24 protein-coding genes and 1 pseudogene are annotated in these 22343 nt (G+C 36.9%); 2 read left to right on the top strand and 23 right to left on the bottom strand.

The features are described 5' to 3' along the window. Positions 1–308: 308 nt before the first annotated feature. Both KI375_RS18660 and KI375_RS18655 read right to left on the bottom strand, forming a co-directional pair. Positions 309–974, bottom strand: coding sequence for a Pr6Pr family membrane protein (locus tag KI375_RS18660; protein ID WP_212974956.1), 666 nt, complete (start codon positions 972–974; stop codon positions 309–311). 25 nt (positions 975–999) lie between these two features. After that, complete coding sequence (locus KI375_RS18655) at positions 1000–1578, bottom strand: TetR/AcrR family transcriptional regulator (protein ID WP_212974955.1); 579 nt, start codon at positions 1576–1578, stop codon at positions 1000–1002. Positions 1579–1724: 146 nt separating this feature from the next. Between KI375_RS18655 and KI375_RS18650 the strand changes: the two genes are divergently transcribed. Next, complete coding sequence (locus KI375_RS18650; RefSeq protein ID WP_244852824.1) at positions 1725–2240, top strand: ClbS/DfsB family four-helix bundle protein; 516 nt, start codon at positions 1725–1727, stop codon at positions 2238–2240. Positions 2241–2497: 257 nt separating this feature from the next. Here KI375_RS18650 and KI375_RS18645 read toward each other — a convergent pair whose 3' ends face one another. The 11 genes from KI375_RS18645 to KI375_RS18595 all read right to left on the bottom strand — a co-directional run bounded on the left by KI375_RS18645 (position 2498) and on the right by KI375_RS18595 (position 13383). Further along, the gene (locus KI375_RS18645) at positions 2498–3466 is read right to left on the bottom strand and encodes a hypothetical protein (RefSeq protein WP_212974953.1); all 969 of its coding nucleotides are present in this window, start codon (positions 3464–3466) and stop codon (positions 2498–2500) included. 100 nt (positions 3467–3566) lie between these two features. Beyond that, complete coding sequence (locus KI375_RS18640) at positions 3567–4331, bottom strand: kanamycin nucleotidyltransferase C-terminal domain-containing protein (RefSeq protein WP_212974952.1); 765 nt, start codon at positions 4329–4331, stop codon at positions 3567–3569. Positions 4332–4370: 39 nt separating this feature from the next. Next, positions 4371–5129, bottom strand: coding sequence for an ABC transporter ATP-binding protein (locus tag KI375_RS18635; RefSeq protein ID WP_212974951.1), 759 nt, complete (start codon positions 5127–5129; stop codon positions 4371–4373). A 3-nt stretch (positions 5130–5132) separates the two neighbouring features. Then, positions 5133–7448 (bottom strand): ABC transporter permease, encoded by a 2316-nt coding sequence (locus KI375_RS18630; protein WP_212974950.1) that lies wholly within the window; start codon positions 7446–7448, stop codon positions 5133–5135. Between the two features lie 10 nt (positions 7449–7458). Next, positions 7459–8091: a TetR/AcrR family transcriptional regulator gene (locus KI375_RS18625; protein ID WP_212974949.1), complete on the bottom strand. Its 633-nt coding sequence runs from the start codon at positions 8089–8091 to the stop codon at positions 7459–7461. A gap of 424 nt (positions 8092–8515) precedes the next feature. Beyond that, positions 8516–9940, bottom strand: coding sequence for a DUF6179 domain-containing protein (locus KI375_RS18620; protein ID WP_212974948.1), 1425 nt, complete (start codon positions 9938–9940; stop codon positions 8516–8518). After that, a complete protein-coding gene (locus KI375_RS18615) occupies positions 9940–10410 on the bottom strand; it encodes a DUF6323 family protein (RefSeq protein WP_212974947.1) in 471 nt (156 codons plus the stop codon). Before KI375_RS18615 ends, KI375_RS18620 begins: the two co-directional genes overlap by 1 nt. A gap of 227 nt (positions 10411–10637) precedes the next feature. Next, positions 10638–11090 (bottom strand): NUDIX hydrolase, encoded by a 453-nt coding sequence (locus KI375_RS18610; RefSeq protein WP_212974946.1) that lies wholly within the window; start codon positions 11088–11090, stop codon positions 10638–10640. An 82-nt stretch (positions 11091–11172) separates the two neighbouring features. Beyond that, the gene (locus KI375_RS18605) at positions 11173–11571 is read right to left on the bottom strand and encodes a hypothetical protein (protein ID WP_244852822.1); all 399 of its coding nucleotides are present in this window, start codon (positions 11569–11571) and stop codon (positions 11173–11175) included. After that, complete coding sequence (locus tag KI375_RS18600) at positions 11571–12161, bottom strand: TetR/AcrR family transcriptional regulator (RefSeq protein ID WP_212974945.1); 591 nt, start codon at positions 12159–12161, stop codon at positions 11571–11573. The genes KI375_RS18605 and KI375_RS18600 overlap by 1 nt, the downstream gene beginning before the upstream one ends. A gap of 142 nt (positions 12162–12303) precedes the next feature. Further along, entirely contained in the window at positions 12304–13383 is a 1080-nt protein-coding gene (locus KI375_RS18595; RefSeq protein WP_212974944.1) for a citrate synthase/methylcitrate synthase, read from the bottom strand. Positions 13384–13497: 114 nt separating this feature from the next. Here KI375_RS18595 and KI375_RS18590 point away from each other — a divergent pair, with 114 nt between their 5' ends. Beyond that, complete coding sequence (locus KI375_RS18590) at positions 13498–14379, top strand: LysR family transcriptional regulator (RefSeq protein ID WP_212974943.1); 882 nt, start codon at positions 13498–13500, stop codon at positions 14377–14379. Positions 14380–14918: 539 nt separating this feature from the next. Here the strand turns inward: KI375_RS18590 and KI375_RS18585 are convergent. The 10 genes and pseudogenes from KI375_RS18585 to KI375_RS27495 form a co-directional block, all read right to left on the bottom strand. Beyond that, on the bottom strand, positions 14919–15584 hold the full coding sequence (locus tag KI375_RS18585; RefSeq protein WP_212974942.1) for a DUF1295 domain-containing protein: 666 nt from the start codon (positions 15582–15584) through the stop codon (positions 14919–14921). A 17-nt stretch (positions 15585–15601) separates the two neighbouring features. Continuing rightward, complete coding sequence (locus tag KI375_RS18580; protein WP_212974941.1) at positions 15602–16078, bottom strand: DUF2269 family protein; 477 nt, start codon at positions 16076–16078, stop codon at positions 15602–15604. 80 nt (positions 16079–16158) lie between these two features. Further along, positions 16159–16812: a TetR/AcrR family transcriptional regulator gene (locus tag KI375_RS18575; protein WP_212974940.1), complete on the bottom strand. Its 654-nt coding sequence runs from the start codon at positions 16810–16812 to the stop codon at positions 16159–16161. 151 nt (positions 16813–16963) lie between these two features. Continuing rightward, positions 16964–18364, bottom strand: a complete 1401-nt coding sequence (locus KI375_RS18570; protein ID WP_212974939.1) for a sensor histidine kinase — start codon at positions 18362–18364, stop codon at positions 16964–16966. Between the two features lie 6 nt (positions 18365–18370). Continuing rightward, positions 18371–19081, bottom strand: a complete 711-nt coding sequence (locus KI375_RS18565; RefSeq protein WP_212974938.1) for a response regulator transcription factor — start codon at positions 19079–19081, stop codon at positions 18371–18373. A gap of 108 nt (positions 19082–19189) precedes the next feature. After that, positions 19190–19534, bottom strand: a complete 345-nt coding sequence (locus KI375_RS18560; protein ID WP_212974937.1) for a YxeA family protein — start codon at positions 19532–19534, stop codon at positions 19190–19192. Positions 19535–19555: 21 nt separating this feature from the next. After that, a complete protein-coding gene (locus KI375_RS18555) occupies positions 19556–20287 on the bottom strand; it encodes an ABC transporter permease (protein ID WP_212974936.1) in 732 nt (243 codons plus the stop codon). A 15-nt stretch (positions 20288–20302) separates the two neighbouring features. Beyond that, the gene (locus KI375_RS18550; protein WP_212974935.1) at positions 20303–21049 is read right to left on the bottom strand and encodes an ABC transporter permease; all 747 of its coding nucleotides are present in this window, start codon (positions 21047–21049) and stop codon (positions 20303–20305) included. After that, positions 21049–21966 carry an ABC transporter ATP-binding protein gene (locus KI375_RS18545; protein WP_212974934.1) on the bottom strand — a complete coding sequence of 306 codons (918 nt, stop codon included), beginning with the start codon at positions 21964–21966 and terminating at the stop codon, positions 21049–21051. The genes KI375_RS18550 and KI375_RS18545 overlap by 1 nt, the downstream gene beginning before the upstream one ends. Positions 21967–22077: 111 nt before the next feature. Further along, positions 22078–22343 (bottom strand): annotated as a pseudogene (locus KI375_RS27495) (IS5/IS1182 family transposase); the annotation flags it as partial.

Genomic DNA, 22343 nt, shown 5'->3' with positions numbered 1-22343 from the left:
GTATCTTTTCAAGTCAATTTTATAGTTAACCATAAAACCCAGCTTCTCATTTAAAAATAGCTGGGTGTCTAGAGAATTATAGCCATTCATTTAGCAATTTTGATTTGCCTGACAGCAATGTTTTTGTTCCGTAATTGAAATGGGGATTTATGAGAATTTTTGATTAGAAGAAGCCTAATTAATCTTTTGAATTTCAAGAGATTAATTAGGCCTAGATTCATTCTGTTAGATCAAAAAGCTAAAATAATACTTCATCTACAGAAAACTAATGGTTGCAGTATAGGAGGCTACTATTTATTTAGTTCATATCATATTATCTTTTTAGCATGTGATAAGGGCTTTTCTTTTTTTATTCTGAGAATAACTCTATTTATCAATATTAGCAGAAAACCAAGCACGGAATATACAAAAGTGAGACCTACCATAACGACGGCTACATTTGCATAGCTGCCAACTCCAATAGGAATATTATCGTTCGGGTTTAGGAAGAAATAAGGATAGAATCCATCATACATTCCTCTAATTAATGAGATCGCACCATAAAGGATAGGGAAAATTAGCCATAGGACGATTGATTTGTAACTATACCACTTTTTTTCCTCAAAGATGAGCCAGTTTAGTAAAACAAACAATGGAATTAAATAGTGTAATGTGAAATTTGTCATCACTCTAATCCCGGTGTATTCCCCACCACTAGAAAGGATAAAGTGGTAAGTTGATAAAACGACCATCATATAAATAAGTGCTGCATTTTTACAAAAGTTCAACACCCTGCTTTCCTGTTTCCTTACCAAAAGAGCAAAGGTGCTAATTGTAAATGTTATGGTAACAATGATATTGGAATGAATTGTGAATTTTGTAATCGATATACTTGGTTCGGGAGAAAGAAGGATATGTAATGGCACACTAATAAGACCGATTACAGCTATTAACATATGAAATAAAAATTTTCTATGTAAAAATCTTTCAGTCATAATCCACCTCACTTTTTCTATTACTTTACTGTTTCTTTAAAACGCCGTGAAAGATGATATTTCCGAGGGAATGGCCCAGATTCTCAGGTGAATAATCTTCATCCAACCCGTAGCGGGCAACTATACGTTCAATAGAAGCAACCAATAATTCAGCAAACACTTCTGTGTTAATTTCAGGCTTTAAAATTCCGAGGGTTTGATTTTGACTCATATTAGCTTTAATCTGAGTAACTATGCCTCTGCGTAATTCCTCTGCTTGCACTCCTTCAGTAAGGACAATTTTAGTCACGTTTTTATTGGCCCCAAACAACTGAAACAAACCTATATAGGTTTGAACTAAGTGTTCTTCCACTTCAGAAGAATCCTTCTGACCAATTTGCTGACCCGTTTCTACAAATTGAGCCAGTTGTTGCTCAAAGTTAAAGAATATCTCATCGAGTATTTCTTTTTTACTTTTAAAATATAAATAAAACGCTGCCTGTGTCAGACCAGCTTCACTCACAATCTGACTAACAGTAGTTCCATGATAACCACTTGCAGCAAACAAGTATTCAGCAGCAGTAAGTATCTTTTCCCTACTGACTTCACCTTTTCGTTTAGGCATTATCTCTCTTCCTTTCATATAACTAACTAATTAGTTATATTTTATTCACAAAACTATCCACTGTCAATGTCCAATTATAGCTAGGACAAAACATTAACTAAGACACTATGTTACAATGGACGAAATATAAGGAAAGGATGGTTTGCTTGCAAGGATATGCTGATAAACAAGCTTTAATTGATGAGATCACTAAAAGATCAAAGTTATTTATTGATGAATTTCGTTCTGTTAACGACCTTGATAAAGATGTTTTGATTGATGATGTCGATAGAACACCATCCCAAATGATTGCTTACCAATTAGGGTGGATTAATTTAATATTGTCGTGGGAACAAGATAATAAAAATGGAAAAGAAGTGATTACCCCAACCCCTGATTATAAATGGAATAACCTTGGTGGACTTTATCAAAGTTTTTACGATCAATATGCAGAATACTCGCTCGAAAAATTAATTAAAATGTTTGAACATGATGTAAATAAAATAATTCAACTAGTAGAAAGCTATAATGATAAAGAATTATTTGAACAAGGCGGCAGACAGTGGGCAGCTACAACTCCTTCTAGTTGGCCAATTTGGAAATGGATTCACATTAATACCGTTGCCCCATTCAAATCATTTCGAACTAAAATAAGAAAATGGAAAAAGATTAGAGCTGTATAACCTTTTATGGTATCAAAGGAAGCTAGACGCTAAACAAGGTTTGGACATAACTAAAAAAGCTCCAAAGACGGAAAAAATTTATTACCTTAGCGAAGGAAATATACGTAGACTCCTGCGGGAAGTGAGAGTTCGGCAAGGCCCCGGACTCGGAATAAAGGATCAAAAGCTAAATACGTGTCGTCCCGGCGGCAGGGATGTGCCAAATAGACTAAATAGCCTCAAGCTAGAATAAATATTTAGTGAAGGCATTATTTGAATTAAATAACTCCCTCTACTGTCATTGCGTGATGTATTTTAAGACTTTCAGTATGTTCATTAAATAGTCTTTTGGCAAAATGGCGTAAATCTTCATAATCTATTGCTTTCCATTTTATCGGTTGTTTTTCTAGATCTGTATTAAAAAAGTGTTTAGAGTACTGTTTGATAATGACGAAAGCTGAATAATTATGCGGATTAGAATTATTCACCGCTTGAATCAATAATTTTTCAAAAAAAGTGTGGTTTGAATAATAGATAACTTCAACAAGTTTTGCTCGATACTCTAAATCAGGAGCTTTTAATTTTGGAAATTGTTTGTAGTCACTATAGTGTTGGGCCTCGTGCTTTAGAAAGGATACCAAAAATTCGTCTCTATCTAATTTGTCTTGATACCTAGGCAATATACAGTAGAGAGCATCTTCTTTTGCCCAACCGCCAGTATATACTTGCCCAAATGTCGCAAAATGTAACCAACTTATCATAAGAAAATCATCTAGTAACCTTACCTGCACTTGTTCCGTCGTATCAGGGAGTTCAACTTGATATGTTTTTTTGTCCACTGTTTTCCAAATATAAGGTCCATAATGCGGGTTCGTTTTACCACCTAAAAAGTAAAATCCCTTTTGTCTAAAAATGGCCTCTATCTCTTTCTCTGCCGTATTCATATCCACCAGATGATCATTTTTATCTAAAAGTCCAATTAAACTTTCTAATAATTCTAATTCCGCCTCAGAGCGTTCTACCTTATTTGTTAAAACATCAACAAAATAAGAACGATATACATTGATGACAGCCTCTATCCACGGGTCAGGATTAAAGAATTTATAAACAGGATCTTTTTGAAAAAAGCGTTGATAGTACAAATTTTCAAATTTTATTTGTTCATTTGTTTTATGCTTTAGATTTCTTAAATAATCATATGTTTGGTTCACATCACCTTTGACACAAAACATAAATATATCCTTCAAAGCAATTCTCCTATTCTCTAGCAAAATGTTTCAGCTGATAATCACTAAAATCAATAGTAGGATTCTTCCATCACTATATATCTAGAAGCTGCGTCTGCTATTAAAATGAAGGGAGTTCCTGAACCCTATAGTCGATGCCAAGCTTTTTATACCATTCATTTAGACCAGCCCATAAACTTTCACATAGCTGGTAAATATGTTCTATATTACTTAGCTCCCCTCTCATAACACAGTTAGCAAGTTCGACGTATCCACTTGGTTTAGATTCCATCCTAATTGATTCCTCAAAAGTTCTAGCCCGTGTGCTATAATATTTCTTATTCGCAAGACCAATAAGTTTAGCCGTTTGCCATGTTAGATCCTTTGCTCCCATAGGGATGTAATTGAAATTTTCAATCATAAAATTATTTCTTAGTTTAGCGATTGTTTCATACGGTTCCCAAATCATAAATTCCCTCATTGTTTCTCGTATTGCTGAATCGGGAACTTGTAAAGGGATTTTCTTTATTTCATCGAATAAGTTTTGCGGGTCATAAATAGACATAATATTGATAAAAACCCCCGTTTTAACAGCCCATGAATCATCTACTTCTGTTGCTTGTTTAAAAAACTCTCTTTTTTGTTTTACACTAAGCTCTATTTTGAATTTATTGTATATAAATTCATGACTTTCCATGATTGTGTCATCTGTTGTGATCACATGCAACTCAATATCAGAATAAGGCCTATCACTTTCTAATCCAAGTGATCCATATACGCCAATGGCTACAATGTTTTCGGAATGTGCGACTAATAATCTTTCTTTTATTTCCTCTATTATTGCTAACTTCTCTTTTCGAGTAGTAGCTACTGGAAAAGCTAACATACTGATCTACCTTTCTTCATTAGGGATTTTAGGACGCTTTTACATTTCTACCTTCAGCATTTTGCTCGTTACTCTTTCGACACGGTCTTCGATTGTCTGATTAGATAGCTTGCCTAAATGTAGTTCCTCGACGATTTGTCCGTCCTTCATAAATAACACGCGTTCACTTTGTGCTGCAACCTTCGCATCATGTGTCACAAGCATGATTGTCATACCTTCTTGATTAATCTGAAGAAAATGGTCCATAACTTCTTGTGCAGTCTTTGAATTTAAAGCTCCTGTTGGCTCATCACCAAAGATAATTTTCGGTTGATTGATTAACGCTCGACAAATCCCGGCTCGCTGCAGCTGTCCCCCGGAAGCTTGACTCGTCATTCGATAGGCTAGGTTGCCAATCCCTGTTGTTTCCAGAAGCTGCCGTGCTTTATTCGCTAATTCTTTTGCCTTTTTCCGATTATCCCGCATAGCAGGAAGCACAATATTATCGATAATCGTTAAATTTTTTAAAAAGATAGGTTGTTGGAAGACAAAGCCCATTTGTTGGCGGCGAATATCTGACAACTCTGTTTCTCCACATTTCGTAAGACTTTGATCAATGAATAATACATCTCCACTGTCAATCGTATCCATACCACTTAAAGCATAGAGCAAGGTTGATTTTCCCGATCCTGAAGGACCCATAACAGAGATAAACTCACCTTCATAAATGGTTACAGATACATCTTGTAAGACCTTGACCTTTTCCTTCACACCATCAAAGGATTTATGAATATGTTGCCCATCAATTATTTTTTTCATGGTTTACTCCTTTACATTTTCTGCGATTGCCATGCTCCCAGCTTGATTTGTTCCAAGTTTTGTTGCTAGTAAAGTAACGAATAACATCAATAATGGAAAACCCAAGTAGATGAGTGGGTGACTAACAAAGGTAAACGTATCTACACCAAAGGAAGAGATCGCCATTCCTGCGATTGATTCTCCAAACGTATTGGCCAATATACTTCCGCCAACAACGCCAATGATCAAAATAAAAATTCCGCGTGTCGCATATTGCCTGGACAAGTCTTGATTGGTAAATCCGAGCGCTTTTAACATCGCAATGGCAGAACGATCTTTAGCCACTAATAATTTCATAAACAAGAGACTAACTAATCCTGTAATAAATAAAGCCACAAGTAAAGCAACATATGCTGCTGTCTTGATGGAAGCCATAGTGGAACCGAATACTTGCTGTTTATGATTATGGGCATCCGTTACTTTTGCAAAAGGCAAAGCCTGTGACATTTCTGCAGTTTTAGCGGCTATCTGACTGGCGTCGTTAAGCTTAATATAATAGTTTAGCCACATCATTGGAGCCGTTTCATCCAAGAAGGTTGCTTTAGCTGTTTTTCCTCCATTAAAAATATTGGAGTAAATCCCAGATACAACAAAGCTCTCGTCTCCGCTAGCTGTAATGATTTCAATCGTATCACCAACTTGCTTTTCAAGCTCAGCCGCATTCATGGAGGATAAAGCAATTTCAGTCGGCAGCGCTGGTGCCTTTCCTTCACTGTATTCGATTGGAAATGCAGAATGATCTCCAAGCTCAATGACTATTTTTTCTTCTGAACCGTCCTCTTTCCTTACTTTAAAAGATTTTGAGGTAATTTGGACATACTGTTCAATAGCATCATCTTCATTAAAATAGTCAGTGATTTGCTCCTCCTCCTCAACTGATTCATCTGATGGATACATACTGACCATCAGATCCATTTCTCCAAAACCCAAGTATTTCGTGAAGGTTGGGGACGATACAGTATGATACGTATTCCAAGGAACCATCATAATAAAGCAAGAAAGCAACAGGACAATCAACATCGTGGTGTACAGCTTTTTCCGGGATAATACATCCTTTATGCCTAAAAATATATTAGTTGATAGTAACGTATTTTTGCTGAGCAAAAGATAGTTTTTGCGGGTGGTTTTTTCCTCTGGGCTGCCAGTACGGATTGCCGCAGACGCAGAGATTTTTTTAAAACGCCTTAATAAGAAATGGACATAGCAAATAACTAACAGAAAAACGATGATACTCCCAAAGCCAGCTAGTAAAATACTCAAGTTACGATACTGACTTTCTCCCATATAAAGGCGGATATTCTCCAGTAAAGAATCACTAAAAGCAAAGGATATAAATAATCCAAGCAAACAACCTACAAAAGCAATCAATGCATATTTGGCCAGATAGATTTTCTTGATATCAGACAGCCGTAGACCAATTGCCTTCATCGTTCCAATCTCGTGATAATCCTCCTCTATTTTTGTTAATAGTGTAAAACGAATGCACATAAAGGCTATCATCACAATGAGAAAGCCGACTAGTAGAATCATGGCAATCATAATGCCATCCGATAAACCATTGATTACTTTAAACAAATCGCCGGTTAAGGTTGGACCGTTGGCTTCTAGTCCTGCATCCGCATACGCCGTTGCAAACTCATTGTTTTTGGTTGGATCATTCAGTTGGAATTCAATTAAATATTCCAATGTGCCTTCTGATTCTAAATCCTGATAATCCTGTTCATGGATTAAAAAACGTTTTGAGGAAGCTAAGGGTGAATTCATTTGCCCATCTCTGAGAAAACCAGTAATCTTAAACTTTTTCCCGGCAATAATTGCCTCGTCACCAATTTTACCTAACCCATCCTTCATATAACCAATCGGTACATATAATTCTCCTATAGCAGGCTGGATCGGCTGGCCATCCAGGTTTAACAGATAATCGAATGACGGACTCTGTGTAGAAAAGCCGTTGTCCTGAATATTGTCGGCTAAATTATTTTTCCCTAATTGAATCTTTGAACCGGGAATGTTTAAGAAATTTAAAACCTGATAATCTTTTACATTTTCGTGTTCTAGAGCAAAACGATTCAGTCGTTCCTTATCAATATGCCCAGCATGCATTTGCAAGAAGTCTGGTACCTGGGTCTGCTTCATTAATGTAGTGATAGAGCCAGAAAGGTTAACAGTTAATATAGCCACTAAGCTTACAAGTGCTGTTGCAGCAGTAATGAATAAGATCGTCGTGATGCTAATTAGCTTATTCCTCAACAGGTCATTACGTATAATTCGATGATACATATCCTTGCCTCTATTCTTTTGTTAAAATTTTCAGCAATTGCTCGCTGATCATCCCTTGCTCTGTTCCAAACATTCTTTCTGCATTAAAGGCAAAAGCGGTCATCCTTTGCAACTGCTCCTCTTTCGTTAATTCAATCATCCCGTCATCAAAGATCATAGTGGCATACACCAACAGCATCTCCACACTTTCATAGGGATAGGCTGTCTGAAAAATATTCTCTTCTATTCCATTCTGGATAATGCTCGTAAAAATTGGTGTAATTTCTGTAAATAACACCTTCTGAATCTTCTGATGCATAAGCGCGTTTTGCGGCTTATGAATATGTGTCATCAATTCTTCCGAGACAGCTCCACTCACATTTAATGAGGTAATGGCCATCAGTAATCGCTCAATCACAGGTATCTCCTTTTTCCCTGCAATGGCTTGTGCCCCCGCAATTACTTTTTTGTTGTAGCGATCGATAATTCCATCCATGATCGCTTCCTTACTCTTAAAATGGTAATACAGCGTGCCCCTGGCAATCCCAACCTTTTTCAAGATGTCATTCGTGCTTGTTCCATCATAGCCCTGCTCATTAAATAAAGCTTCCGCCGCATCTAAAATTTCATTTCTTCTTTCCTCTGCCTCTTTAACTACTCTCATGAATTTCACTCCTTGGGTTGTTTGGATTGTTTGGGTTGTTTGGATTGTTTGGTCCCCCTAGACCGTCTGTCTGTCGGTAAAATAGTATTAATAAATTATAACGGAAAATTTCTAAATGTCTATTAGACTCGAGGCTTATTTTTTTACTATAAAGTGAACCTTCAATCCAAAAAGAACATAGGAAGGTGCTCTATGCACCGAAATTCATGGGAATGCGTCGAAAAATGGCGCGTAGAACGCTCTATGCACCGAATCTCAAGAAGAATCACTGAAAAATGGTGCGTAGAACACTCTATGCACCGAATTTCATCGAAAATCACTGAAAAAAAGCGCGTAGAACACTCTATGCACCATGTACATGTATGTGTTCGTGTTCATAAATCCTCCCAAATAGCTTATTCTACTATAATCGATTTCCTTAATTTTAGTAAAAACTAATTTCTTCATAATCAATATCATTAACGTATTTCTCAATGGCCCCTTTTCTATTCATATCAATGCTTTGAATAAATTCAATGAAATGGGCTTGCCATTCACTTTCATGTTCCTTTTCCTTGCCATAGAGAGAGGATAAATCCGCTGAATCATTTCGTAATTCTTCATAGAACACTATTTTTATCAAAATAGCTAGTTCTACATCACCAAAGGTCTTAAACAGTGCTTCATATTCAGCATTCATTAAACAGTCGGTATTCAGCATATCGATATAATCATGAAGGGAGTGGAAATTTGCCTGAATCACAGCCACCTTGTCCGCTATCTTTTCACTATTCATAACTTTTTCAATGATTAACCGAAAGCGAGTATCGCTCATTCGATCGGCCGCTTTGAATGCCGTTACGATCGGCTTCGATTTCACTTCCCTTTCCACGATTACCACTGTTTCAAGGCGGTTTTTAACCCTGTCTACAAGATTCATTCCACACTGGTTCAAATAATCAGTCATCTGTGGATCATTAAGATTGAAATGATCTTGCAATTGCTCCACGGCTTTTAAAATAATGGACTTAACCTGCTGATCATCCGATCTCTCAAATAAATCTTCTAATTGTTTAAATTGATTACTTGTAATTTTTAATTGATCGGGCTGTCCTCCAGATAAAACAGAAAAGATCGCATTATTTAATACTAGCTCAAATATATTGAATAGTTCTATTCGATAGTCGAACTCACATATTCTCCCGTAATTAATCAAAACAGATTGAATATCATCTTTTTTATACAAGAGGCAAAACTGGGTTTCCATTTTTAAATGAGTTAAATATTGTCTAAGATAATAAACACCTTGAATACTCATATCATCAATTGCTAACGGATAATCAATGCTTGCCATCGTATTATGCGCATCGAAAATGATACCATATTTCTTTAGAAACACAGGGATTGATTCATCAATCGTTAGATTATAAGCTTCTACGGCAACATCTAATTTATGATTGTAGATTTCTTTATAGAGCTGTTTTGTTTCCTCAAAACAGTGGCGGATCAAGTCTATTCCTTGGTCATATCCATTTTTTATATTACCGTTTTTTAAGACGTCGATTGCTTTTTCTGGATCGCTAAAATGGAGCAGGTACGCATCTACAGCATATAGAACTGAAGATAATATACTAACAGCTGTTTCAGATGTTACAGAAGAGCTTTCTCCTTGGGTATACCTTCTAATTAACTTCTCTAATATAGACATCAATTGCCTTTGTGTGCCGTATACATCCTCATTATTCAGCAAACCTACTCGTAATCCTTCATTCAAAATGGACAGTGTATACTGGTTTTGTAATAGACGAGCTTGATTTATCTTTCCTTGTGTCACTAAAGAATGATCATTGTATCGTTTTTCTGATTCCATTAACGTTCATCCCTTTCAAGAAAAGACTTTCTGAATGAAGATTCATTTCTAAACCTTTCCGCAAATTCTTCAAGCTTGCTCTTTAAAAGTTCCAAAGAGCCATTGCAAACATCGTCAAAGTAATTCTTCATCACGGCAATCAATGGAGAGTCGCCAATCTTATCTTCCGTCTCATTTTTTAAGTAATAAAAGATTTCTTGCAGCTCATATAGAGTGGATACATAGTTCTTATTATCAACATGAGGAGAGGCACAAAAAACTGCTGCTAACTCTTTGGTTACATCAACACTTAATTCCACTCGACCATAGCTATGAAGGACTTGATTTCTAGCAACTATGATATTTTTTATTTCATCACGGGTTAACTCAAGCCCAAATTCTTTTGTTTTTTGATTCACCTCTACGATTTCATCCGTATATTTATCCAGCATCGAAGAATTTAGCGCATATAACATTTTGGGCGAAAACATATACAGTTCCTCCTAAAAAATATTTTTAATAACCATTGACTTTCATTCCAAAAAGTGTTATGATATATTTATATATGTTTATTTTTATTAAGGTGTATATTTTAAGCCTTTATTCATTGATTGTCAATCACATTTCTTATCTTAAAAATTCAAAATAGTCAAAACAAAAAAAGCGCAGATTAATCTCTGTGCTTTTCTTGTTCTATATTGTATATAAATGTCCTGAATTAACGCCCGGTGCTTTCTATAAACTGCTCAATAAATCCTCTATACTCATCAGTTACTCCAGCCGGCAAATGATTGATTGAAAAATATTGCATTTTCTCTGACTCGCTATAATCAACCGCCAAATCTCCACTAACATCTCTCGTATAATAAACAGCTGTTACCGAATACAATTCGTCGCCATTTTCAACTTTGAAATAGTGTTCAGAACCAGAAAACACATTGAGTAACTGTAAGTTTTGCACGACTAATCCTGTTTCTTCATACACCTCTCTTTTTGCTACCTCCTCAAAACTTTCTCCTAAATCCATTAAACCACCGGGTAACCCCCAATATCCATCGAGTCTTTTTTGCAGTAAAATTTCATTTTGTTCATTCAAAATGATCACAACAGAACCAGGCAAAATAATGGGTTTATGTCCTACATACTGTCTCAAATATTTATAGTACTCCATATTACTCCTCCCTTAGAAAAGTTTAAGTATTATCTCCTTTTAAGAATAAGAGCACCTACCCCTACAATCCAAATAAGACCTATCAATGAGCCTGCTTCCCTGACCTGTTTTTTACACTCTCTATCCTTAAACCTAGTACCCAAAACAAAACCAATAGATAATTCTCAACCGCTCCAATTAAACTGATAGTTTTACTTCCATCCTCAATAAATCCGAGAAGATGATTAGTTCCAAATCCTAACCCTCCAACAATCAGAGATATTACGACAATCTTTAAAAAGTAATAGTCGTATTTCAAATTCACTCCAATTAAAATGGGCAAGATTGCTAGGTTCCAAAATCCAATTTCTCTCTGCCATCCCGGTGCGATCCCATATTCTGAATTGGCACCCATTATTTCTGGAAAAAACAACTGCATGATTGCAGCACCAGTCATAGCAACAATTAAAATAATAAACATAATGCGCAGTAATTTATTCATCATGTTTCCTTTCCAATACTTCTACTGGTAATCATCGAAGCTAATTCTCTAAATGCTTCGTCAAAGCTAATAATTTCATCGCCATCAGCAATAGAAAGCAATAATATCGAAACTAATCCTTGAAAAACAGATTTACTGACGACTAAATCATCTGCAATCGAGTTATAAACTTTTTCCCATATCAGTTTTTTCTGAGAAGAAATTTGATTTTCCCCTTCAGTCGACAGCCTATTTAGCATGGAACTAAACTCGTTTCCAGTAATTTCAGTAATCCATGGATATTCTTTTGCCATATTCTTTAAATAAAGCAAAACATCAAAAAGAAAAACGGAATTACAAGAGCTTGATCGTTTAATTTGCTCAATTTGTTTTTCTATTACTGTGAGAATTTCCAGCACTACTTCAAGAAATAGTTGCTCCTTATTATCGAAGAAAAAGTAAAATGTTCCCTTCGCAATATTAGCTTTCTTCACTAAGCTGTCAACGCTAATTTTAGAAGCTGCTCCATCATTAATTAAGTATGTTTTGTACTCATCCAGTATAATTTTTCTAATCTTTTCTTTGTCTAAATCACTGAATTTCTTTGGCATAGGCTCTCCCTTAATGACTATTTTTTTTATTTAGTCATTTAAAAATAACACAAAAGCAATAATTTCACAATCTTAATGACTATTATATAAATATAGTCATTATTACAACCTCCCAGGCAGATTGCGCAACTTCTCATGGGGATTATAGGCCAGTATATTCAGAAAGAGGCCTAAAAATCCGATTGTTTTCTGCTTGTTCAAGAACATGTGCACTCCATCCGGCTGCTCTGCTTGCAGTAAAGGTTGGTGTGTATAGTATTTCAGGCAGATCGATTGCTTTGAATACAGCTGCAGCATAAAACTCGACATTTGTATAAAGCCTTCGTCCAGGTTTATATTCTTCAAGCAGACGAATAGCTGTGTCATCAACATGCCTTGCCAGTACAAACCAATCATCATCGCCTGATAAACTTTTAGTTACATCTCTTAATGCCTCGGCTCGGGGATCATTGGTTTTATAAACACGATGTCCGAATCCCATCAGCTTTTCTTTTTTGTCTAGTTTTTCCCTCAGCCAATTTTCAGCATTTTCTATTGCCCCTATGCTGTTTAGCATCGCCATAACACCAGTTGGTGCACCGCCATGTAACGGACCCTTCATTGCGCCAATGGCCCCGGAAACTGCAGAGAACAAATCAGATTCAGTAGATGCAATCACCCTTGATGTGAATGTCGCAGCATTCATGCCATGTTCTGCTGTAAGTACAAAATAAGCATTCATAACCCTTATATGTGCAGCTTTCGGTTTGTTACCGGTAAGCATATACAGATAATTAGCAACATGATCCAAACGATGATTCGGAGGAACAAATTCTAATCGGTGTAAATATCTATAGCGATAAGCAAGTATAGTTGGTATCACAGCCGTTATGCTGATTGCCTCTTCTAATGTTGGCGGCCATTCCGGATTTGCTTTTAATGAAGAGATGCATGTTCTTAAAACAGCCATCATTTCCATATTCTCTGGCAGTTCATCGATAATATGAATAATGTGCTCAGGTAACTCTCTTGCTTTTTGAAGTTGTTTTTTCAAGCTTTCTAATTCACTTTGTCCGGGTAACCTTCCATACCAAAGCAAATAGACAATTTCTTCAAATGTATGTTTACGAGCTAATTCGTCTGCATGATATCCACGAAAAATCAAGCGACCATTCTCTCCATCTACAGAACTCAATTTGGTTCGCACCGCTGTAACACCTTCAAGTCCAGGCCGAAAATCCATAAAACCCCTCCACTTTTACTGTTTGTTTATATCATAAACGAGATATATAATAATGGATATTAGTTATTTACTCATTAAATGATTAACAATCATAATCAATTAAGGGATGGTAATATGGATATTAATTGGCTACGGACTTTTATTACAGCAGCTGAAAATGAAAATTTTAGAAAAACTGCAGAAAAGCTGTATATGGCACAGCCAACCGTAACAGCGCATATTAAACAACTTGAAAGAGATGTAGGTACACAATTTTTTAGGCGAGCTGGACGTAATATCGTTCTTACAGAAGCTGGACATCGATTCTTGCCCCATGCTCGACTAATATTGTCCTCCTATGATCGTGGCACACATGACTTATTAGCTTGGGAACAAGGCTATAAAAGAAAATTGTCCATTGCTGTTTCTCCATTGTTAGCCGCCTCAATTCTTCCGTATATTATTAGGCAATTTATGGAACAACATATGGATGTCGAGGTAATCGTACAAGTAAAAGAATCAAAGGAAATCAGTGAAATGGTTGAAAAGGGAGAAGCAGATCTCGGGTTGCTGCAGATGAAGCCCGTGCAAAGCTTATTAGATGTGCAGAAAATAAAAGAAGATGATGTAATCTGTGTATGCCCACATGACGGCGGCGATTTAGAAAGCAGCCCGCCAATCGACATTCATGATCTATTTGAAAATCAGACATTATTCACTTATAATCATCCAGAATACTGGGACGACCTCTTAAGTGCGATTCACGCAAAGCATCACAAGATACGTACCATGGTTGTGACACAGGTACATATTACGAAAAGATTTATTGAGGAAGGGTTGGGCTTTTCTTTTCTTCCAAAAATATCACTGCATCGAGAGCTAATGGAAGGGCGGTTGCTAGAGGTAAAAACACCTGGATTGCAGCTTCCAAAGGCATCCACTTATATGATTATTCGTGAGGATACAGAAGAAAATAGATTGTTTCAAGCTTTTCTCAGAGAATATTTTTCATATTGATCTATTCAGATCAGTAAAGGTTCAACGTATAAAAGAGTGCCTCATTTTAAAACCACCTCTACCCTTGAGGTGGAAGGATCACTGCTCATTAATGTGGGATAAAGTGATACCTCATTCAGTGTTTTTTCCTCCCCACCGAGTGTTAAGGATCAAAGGCTAAATTCGCAACATCCTGTTGGCAGACTCAAACGTGACATCCTGCCGCTCTTCATCTGCACTAGTACATCCTATATGTCGCTACGCCCTCTGTGACCTGCGTCCTGCAGGCTTGAACCAACCGGGTATTTACTGGCAGTTGTTCCCCACTTACAATTCTCGTTTTCACCTCAAATTTTTGAAGTGGGGGGTCTTACTGCCCATTAATGCGAGATAAAGGAATTTTCATTATCATTTCCACACCTTTTTGGGAGGAATTCCTTTCAATATTACATTCTCCCTTATGCACTTTCATAATTCTGAAGACCATCGGTAATCCCAAACCATGCCTCTGTTTGACTCCGTCTGGCAAGGTTTCAAATACAAAGGTAAAATAGTTTTGACTAATAGACAAAAGGGATAAACCTTTTTGTCTCCTTCTCATATTGTTCAAATGACTTTCCGTATTTTCCTCTTAAATATTGATCATGATGCGGGATATTCAGAAACACAAACATTAGGAATAAAAAAAGCGGCATCACCCCGGACCACATGTTTCTTGTGAGCAATGCAAAACCGGTCACCCAGACCACATCCCCAAAATAATTAATGTGGATTGCATACTTGAATAATCCTCCAGTATAGAGTTTGCCTTTATTCCGGCTGTGCCTCTTCCATCGGTCCCTTAAAATCTCGGCCAATGTATTAATCACTGACCCCGCCAAAAATAGAAATACGGCGATGCCATCAATCCAATCCAACGGCTTGTCAGTGATCCCACCTAACACCGAAAATCCGATATAATAGAAAGCAAACGCAAAAGGGACACTCCCTGCTTCTCCCCAGGTAATTCCCCGTTTTAACAAATAAACTACCATGAAACTCATTCTAAAAAATACAATTAAGCAAAATACAAATAACAGCTCTTTTCGATAAAAATCACCTTCAGGTAAATGAAAGATTTCATTTCCGTTTAAGAATAAAAACCAATACACAAACACAAGAAGAACACACTCACTTGCAAGAATTGTTAATCTTTGTGGCCAGGATTTGTTTGCTGAACCATACATGACAAATCACCCTTTTTTTAAAATAAACTCCTTTGAAAAATCATCAAGTACAAAATAAGTAAAATCGCTACAATTACTGGAAAGCCGGTAAGATAGTATCTCTTGCTGACACTCCAATATTTATCGGATATCACCTGCTGTTTGTTTTCCTCTGAACGTCCAGCAATTTGATGTAATCGATTCTCATAATGATTTCCAACAAAAAATAAAATGAATAAAACGGCAAGAATTATGGTGGCTTGCAAAACCCATCCCCCAAGTAATGGTAAGTGAAGGATAACAGTTAGCCCTATCCCGCTCAACGCCACAACCACCAAAGAAGGGAATATCAAAACTTTGTTAAAATACACCGTTAAGGCGAGAACTGAAGCCATTCGATGTACATTTCCTGTACGGTCTGCGAACATCTTTCCGAACCCATTCGCAAGGGAAATACCTACCATGACCATGGCCGCAAAAATGTGAATATACAAAAGCACATGATACAATACCATCTTCGGTCGCCTCCTTTCATTCTAAAAAAATAACTGTCTGTCCGATCAGTCAGTTTCATGACAAACAATTTTGTTTGACGCTATTTACCCTGAATCCCTAAAACCTGAAGAATACCCTTCGTTTGCAATGCCCAGATTTGTTGATACTTTTCTCTCTGATCATGAAGTAAATAGTGGAAACCAATGCCGTCCATCATTGGCAGAATCAACTGAGAAACAGATTCAATCGTTTCTTGTTTAACATGATCCGGCGCCAGTTCTATGAGTTGATTATAGAAAAGTTCATTCATTTGGGCAGCATAAGAAACCAAAATTTCTTGATAAGCCGAGTCAAATATCCCTTCATGAAAAAAGGACAAAAAGGCCTTGACAGAGCTCAGATTGGCTTCGGGCACCTGAAACAAAGATTGACCCAGTGTATCCAAAAAATGTTCAACATCCCGATATACCTCTATTTTCATTGACTGTAACAACTCTTCAAATACAAGGTTTAATGCACTCATCAGTAATTCATCGCTGGATTTGAAATGATGGAAAATCGTGCTTTTACTCACTCCGGCGGCGGTAGCCAGCTTAGCTGTGGATATGTCTTTCAAGCCATTTACTGCGATAATTTCAATCGCCGTCTGTAATATGATCGCACGCGTTTGTTTCCCTTTTTGCATTCGTTTATCATCATACACATCCCCCACCTCCATTTTAATCATTAAAACTCTGACCGATCGGACAGTCAATTACTAACAAACTCCTAAATATCTTACTCATTATATTGCATAGCCCAGAGGATAAGCCCGATGGATGCTGCTGAAAAGGCTGGTATCTCCCGGATGATGGTTATATATTGAGGGTAGTGACAGCTTCGCTGATACTACCCTCAATGAAGGATCACTGCCCATTAATGCGAGATAAAGGAATTTTCATTATCATTTCCACACCTTTTTGGGAGGTATTCCTTTCAGTACTAAATTCTCCTTTATGTGCTTTCATAATTCTGGAGACCATTGGTAATCCCAAACCATGTCTCTGTTTGACTCCGTCTGCTCTTTTTGAAGCATAAGGTAAGAAGGTGATCTGAGAAATAATTTCTTCGGGTATCCCTATCCCATCGTCTCGGACAATGATGCAATACATTGAATGGTCTTCTGATCGTTTCGTTTCTAGAACGATATTGCATCCTTGAGGATTGTGGGTAACACTATTTTGTATCAGGTTAGTGAGCGCACGCGATAGTAATTTCTCATCCCCTGTGATCAGACCCTCCTCATTGGAAATTTGCAGTTCAAGCGTATATTTCTCTTCCAGACCTCCGTTCAAAAATTCCGCTGCTACCTTTCGAACGATCACAGACGGTCGCAATTCTTTTAAATCTAACGGCTGCATTTCATACTCTAGCATGGAAATTAAGTTGAGATCATTTACAAGTTCACGGATTTTTTCAGTACGACGTCTAATGATGGAAGCCTGTTCCTTTTGTTCTGCTGGCATTTGCTGATTATCTTCCATCTCACTTGCATAACCGAGGATAATCGATAGCGGTGTTCTAATATCATGAGAAATACCAGCAATCCAGTTAGACCTTGCTTCATCCCTTTCTTCTAATGCCTGCTTATTTTCTTGAATCTTGGAAGAAGTAGTGTTAATGCTTGTTGCAACATCTCTAAATATCCCATTCGTGCTTAAATTCACTTTTTTCTCTCTGCTTAAATCATGGATACCGCTAATTAATGGACGAATGCCTTTAATAACCCTTGTACTTAAAATAAAAGAAATAAGGATAGCCATTGCAATATTAATAGCAAGCAAAATAACGATTCTTAATGGCGTAGAACGTGCCCCTTCTGACCAAAATTGGATTTGGTATTTCCATAAGCTAGCTTTCGGATAGCCAACTACTAATAATCCATCTTGTTGCTCCCAAGTATAAACTGGATAATCATTTAAATAATACCTTGAAAATTTTGCGATATCCACAAGGCTATAAGAACGCGGAACATCCTCTGGCAGATCAAACTCCCACATTACTTTTCCATCATGATCTATTAACATCGCCCATGCATTATTATTCTCAAGAAACATCTGACCATGTTTTCGTAAAGCATATTCACCATTCTGAAATACCAAATCCTCTGTTAAACCTTCCATTATCTTTTTTGGCGAAGGGGTATTACTAAGTTCATCACTAAATATCAAGGTGAACAGAAGGATAAAATTGACGATAATGAGCAGAAAAGCAATGAATACAGTGATCATTAAATAACGACGGATTATTCGAATTACACCTGCCATGTAAAATCATTCCTCTTCTGCTATCAATTTGTATCCGAGCCCTCTTACTGTTAATAAAAATTTAGGCTTTGAAGGATCTGCTTCAATTTTTTCTCTAACTCTTCTTATATGAACCATCAATGTATTCTCATAACCAAAATTATCATCACCCCATAGAAATTGGCACAAAGAATCAATGGTTACAATCCTGCCTTTATTTTCATAAAGCTTTATTAATATAGCATGTTCTTTCGCTGTTAACTGTAATGTTCCATCATCCCTTTGCACAACAGCACTTTCCAGATCGATCGTTACTTCTCCTAATTGAAATTTGGAAATCAGCTTTGTTTCTTGAGGAGCATACACCCGTTTTAAAACCGCAGAAAGGCGTAAAACAAGCTCTCGCGGAAGAAAAGGCTTCACGATATAGTCATCTGCTCCCAAACCCAAGCCAAGGATTCGATCTTCTCCCTCATCACGAGCAGTTAGAAATATCACCGGCAAATCACTAAATTTCCTTATAGACGATAACAGAGTAAAGCCATCTTCGTCAGGTAACATCACATCCAATATCGCGATATCTGGTTGAACAGAATGCAATGTTTCGATTGCTGTTTTATAATCTTCGGCTGGATATACGAATGAGAATCCATGCTTTCGTAATATCGCCTCAATCATTACTCTTATTTCCTCTTCATCTTCAACAAGTAATATTTTCTTATCCTTTACGTTACTCATAGGCGCCCCCCTCCATTCTTAAATAGACACAATGTAAATATTATATTTACAACATAACATAACCTGAACGCTGTATTCATATATGATGGAAGGAGATACATCACTTTTTTATTCCAAGTATGGTTGCACTGCCTCAGGTAATTCTTCCAAACTTACTTCTTCCCAATGGGTTACGCCTCGAAGCTTTGTACGATAAAGTTGTATATAGGCGCCCTCTCTAAGTTGGTAGCTTGCAGAAAACTCTATCTCCTTTTCTTTTGCGTCTTCGTCATATGCCAGTACTTCATAATTATATCGGCCGCTATCTCCTTCCGTTCCTTCCCCAGTAATGACTGTATAATAGATCTCTTTCCCTTTAGGGTTGTCTGGGGAGAGCTTATCAGCTGAGCATCCTCCTACAAACATTAATAGACCAACAATCAATAATATGAATTTCCATAGATTAACTTTCATATAAGAACCCCCTCGGATCAATTAGGATGAAACAATATCTTTTGTTTTTAATTGGCGGATTGAAAGCATGGAAAATAGTAGAATAAATAAACTAGTCATTCCCCAAAACAATATATTTTGCATCCCTGCCAAACTATCTTGACTAAGTACACTTAAGCCAATCGTTAGCAAAGAAAATGGAAAAAGCACACCTATATGTGAGACATACATCAATAAACCAAAAAAGACGGCACACAGGCTGATTCCTATCGGGGTAGCAAAACTACGGAATCGAAGCGAAAGACCCAATTGAAAAGCGATAATAGATAACGAAGCAAACCAGCCTCTTAATGTCCACGCAATTATTTCTATAGGTAACGAACCTTGCAGGGATAGTATGATTCCTGCGATCCAATATAATCCGACAAAGACAAGTTGAGCAAATAAGATTAACATGCTCACGATCACAAACTTTGCAACGTATACACTGCCAATAGAAACTGGGGCTGACATCACCAAGTTCCAATTTTGATTCGTGTGTTCCAAACGACAGATATAAGCACAGCAGATGGCAATCAGAATTGGCAGAAAAAACTCACCATAGAAAAGACCAACCTGACTCCAAAGGCTATGCCACCCTCCTTCCAACACCTCTTGATTCATATAAAAATTTGCACTCCCAATAATTAGGCTTAAGATTGGTAAGATCGCTATAACCAAAATAATCTTAGAGTTTTTTAATTTTAGCCATTCAGCAGATAAACTTCGTCTCATTATTGTTCCTCCTCATTAGATTTCTTGTCTATTTAAATTGATTCTGCCCAAGAAATAAAATATAGCTAACATAATTAAAGCAGAGATGGCTAAAGGTATATTTAAAGTCTCCCGAGCATAGACCGTTCCTAGTGCTTCGGTGTACGAATAGGAAACAGGGTTTAAATCTACATAATAGGCCCAGATGAAAAAATGTCTGATGGAAGAAGGAAACAAGGCAGCCGTCATACCGATAAACCCACCTACCATACCTAAGCAAAGAGCGAAAGCCTGATTTTTAATAGCTAGAGAAATCCATTGTTGGATAGCTGTAATAACCATTGTTGTTATAAATGCCCCAGCAAAAAATGAAATAAGTAAATGAAGTGGAAAGCTTCCTGAAAAGTTATTTAGAATTCCAAAAAGAAAAATGAACATCGTCTGAACAATAAGGACAAACAGTAATAGACTATTTGCACAAATATACTTGGCGGAAAATAATGTACTTCGCTTTACATTTGTAGCTGCAAGCATTTTCCAAGTATTCCCTTTATGTTCCATATCACAAATACGAGACACAACAATCGCTGAAAGGATGGGCAGGAAAAGTCCATTCATACTTGATACAACATAGATAATAGATTCCCAGCTTGCATCTTCTGGATTATTAGCAATAGAACGTGTAACAGACATAAATACCCAAGCCATCTCTACCATCAGGAAAAGGATCATCATTAGCCAGATTTTTTTCCGACGTATCTTAAAAAATTCTAGTTGTAGCATTATAGACTCTTCTCCTTCCCAGTTAATTCTAGGAATATATCCTCTAGACTTAGTTTCTTCTCTTCAATACGAGTTACCATAATATCGTTGTCTATCAATAATTTATTAATCCTGGCCACTTCTTGATCTCCATTATTCTCAAACGTGATTCTTGAGGCTTCTTGAGACAAACGGTAGCCATGACTTCCAAGCAATTGCTGTGCATCTATATTGTCCTCCGTTTTTAAACGGATGGTGCTACGCCTTTTTTCCCTCAAGTCATCCATACTTCCTTGATATAGCAATTTCCCTTCATTTATAATCCCGACAGATGTCGCCATTAGCTCTATTTCTGAAAGTAGATGACTGGATAGCAAAACCGTTATTCCATAACGAGATGGCAATGATTTGATAAGCTGACGCATCTCACCGATACCTGCTGGATCAAGACCATTTGTTGGCTCATCCAAAATTAATAATTTCGGAAAGGAGAGCAATGCCATCGCCATTCCTAATCGTTGTTTCATACCTAAAGAATATTGGTTTACTTTCTTATCCTTTTGCTTGTCTAGTCTGACAATACGAAAGGCTTCATCCACATTCTTCATCGGGACATTTCTAAGCCGTTTCATAACGAGCATGTTCTCTAATCCCGTTAAATGTCCATAATAAGAGGGGGATTCAACTAATGAACCCGTATTTTGTAAAATTGCTGACCGAGATTTACGAATATTTTTTCCAAATACCTGAATGTCTCCTTCTGATGGCTTAATTAGACCTAATAACATTTTTATCGTTGTTGTTTTCCCTGCACCATTTGGCCCTAAAAAACCATAAATTTCGCCTTCTGGTACATAAAGATCAACCTTATTTACACTTTTAACAGTGCCATGCATTTTGGTTAAATTTTTTGTCTTTACTATAATTGGCTTATTCATCGTGTCATTTTCCTCCATATAATTATGATTAACATAAGTATAGAAAGGGAACCTTGCACCCTCCTGAAAGCTACCTGAAGATTACCTTAAGAATTTGAAAATCAAGGCCATTCATTTAAATCGGTTCTTTTCCAAAATGAAAGAGGCTGGGACATAACTAGCCAAAAATAAAAAAAGATGGATTCCACATCGAGTTTTGATGCGAAATCCATCTTTTTTGAAATCATTTATAAGTAGATACATAAAAAAACGGCTAGAGGCAGTGTATCTTCTCAGATTCACTGCCATTAAGGCGAATCCCAATTCATTTTCCACTTTGGGTTTTCCTCGTACGGAGAAACGAGTGAAACCCAAATTAGCCTTCAAGAATCCAAAAA

Origin of the sequence: Bacillus sp. J14TS2 (assembly GCF_018333015.1) — a bacterium.
Classification (GTDB): Bacteria; Bacillota; Bacilli; order Bacillales; family Bacillaceae_C; genus Lederbergia.
This window is presented reverse-complemented; position numbering and strand designations above follow the sequence as displayed.

Excerpts from the sequence above, each read along its gene's own strand:
- KI375_RS18660 (WP_212974956.1), bottom strand. The coding sequence starts at position 974 with ATGACTGAAAGATTTTTACATAGAAAATTTTTATTTCATATGTTAATA.
- KI375_RS18655 (WP_212974955.1), bottom strand. The coding sequence starts at position 1,578 with ATGCCTAAACGAAAAGGTGAAGTCAGTAGGGAAAAGATACTTACTGCT.
- KI375_RS18640 (WP_212974952.1), bottom strand. The coding sequence starts at position 4,331 with ATGTTAGCTTTTCCAGTAGCTACTACTCGAAAAGAGAAGTTAGCAATA.
- KI375_RS18635 (WP_212974951.1), bottom strand. The coding sequence starts at position 5,129 with ATGAAAAAAATAATTGATGGGCAACATATTCATAAATCCTTTGATGGT.
- KI375_RS18630 (WP_212974950.1), bottom strand. The coding sequence starts at position 7,448 with ATGTATCATCGAATTATACGTAATGACCTGTTGAGGAATAAGCTAATT.
- KI375_RS18625 (WP_212974949.1), bottom strand. The coding sequence starts at position 8,091 with ATGAGAGTAGTTAAAGAGGCAGAGGAAAGAAGAAATGAAATTTTAGAT.
- KI375_RS18620 (WP_212974948.1), bottom strand. The coding sequence starts at position 9,940 with ATGGAATCAGAAAAACGATACAATGATCATTCTTTAGTGACACAAGGA.
- KI375_RS18615 (WP_212974947.1), bottom strand. The coding sequence starts at position 10,410 with ATGTTTTCGCCCAAAATGTTATATGCGCTAAATTCTTCGATGCTGGAT.
- KI375_RS18610 (WP_212974946.1), bottom strand. The coding sequence starts at position 11,090 with ATGGAGTACTATAAATATTTGAGACAGTATGTAGGACATAAACCCATT.
- KI375_RS18605 (WP_244852822.1), bottom strand. The coding sequence starts at position 11,571 with ATGAATAAATTACTGCGCATTATGTTTATTATTTTAATTGTTGCTATG.
- KI375_RS18600 (WP_212974945.1), bottom strand. The coding sequence starts at position 12,161 with ATGCCAAAGAAATTCAGTGATTTAGACAAAGAAAAGATTAGAAAAATT.
- KI375_RS18595 (WP_212974944.1), bottom strand. The coding sequence starts at position 13,383 with ATGGATTTTCGGCCTGGACTTGAAGGTGTTACAGCGGTGCGAACCAAA.
- KI375_RS18590 (WP_212974943.1), top strand. The coding sequence starts at position 13,498 with ATGGATATTAATTGGCTACGGACTTTTATTACAGCAGCTGAAAATGAA.
- KI375_RS18585 (WP_212974942.1), bottom strand. The coding sequence starts at position 15,584 with ATGTATGGTTCAGCAAACAAATCCTGGCCACAAAGATTAACAATTCTT.
- KI375_RS18580 (WP_212974941.1), bottom strand. The coding sequence starts at position 16,078 with ATGGTATTGTATCATGTGCTTTTGTATATTCACATTTTTGCGGCCATG.
- KI375_RS18570 (WP_212974939.1), bottom strand. The coding sequence starts at position 18,364 with ATGGCAGGTGTAATTCGAATAATCCGTCGTTATTTAATGATCACTGTA.
- KI375_RS18565 (WP_212974938.1), bottom strand. The coding sequence starts at position 19,081 with ATGAGTAACGTAAAGGATAAGAAAATATTACTTGTTGAAGATGAAGAG.
- KI375_RS18560 (WP_212974937.1), bottom strand. The coding sequence starts at position 19,534 with ATGAAAGTTAATCTATGGAAATTCATATTATTGATTGTTGGTCTATTA.
- KI375_RS18555 (WP_212974936.1), bottom strand. The coding sequence starts at position 20,287 with ATGAGACGAAGTTTATCTGCTGAATGGCTAAAATTAAAAAACTCTAAG.
- KI375_RS18550 (WP_212974935.1), bottom strand. The coding sequence starts at position 21,049 with ATGCTACAACTAGAATTTTTTAAGATACGTCGGAAAAAAATCTGGCTA.
- KI375_RS18545 (WP_212974934.1), bottom strand. The coding sequence starts at position 21,966 with ATGAATAAGCCAATTATAGTAAAGACAAAAAATTTAACCAAAATGCAT.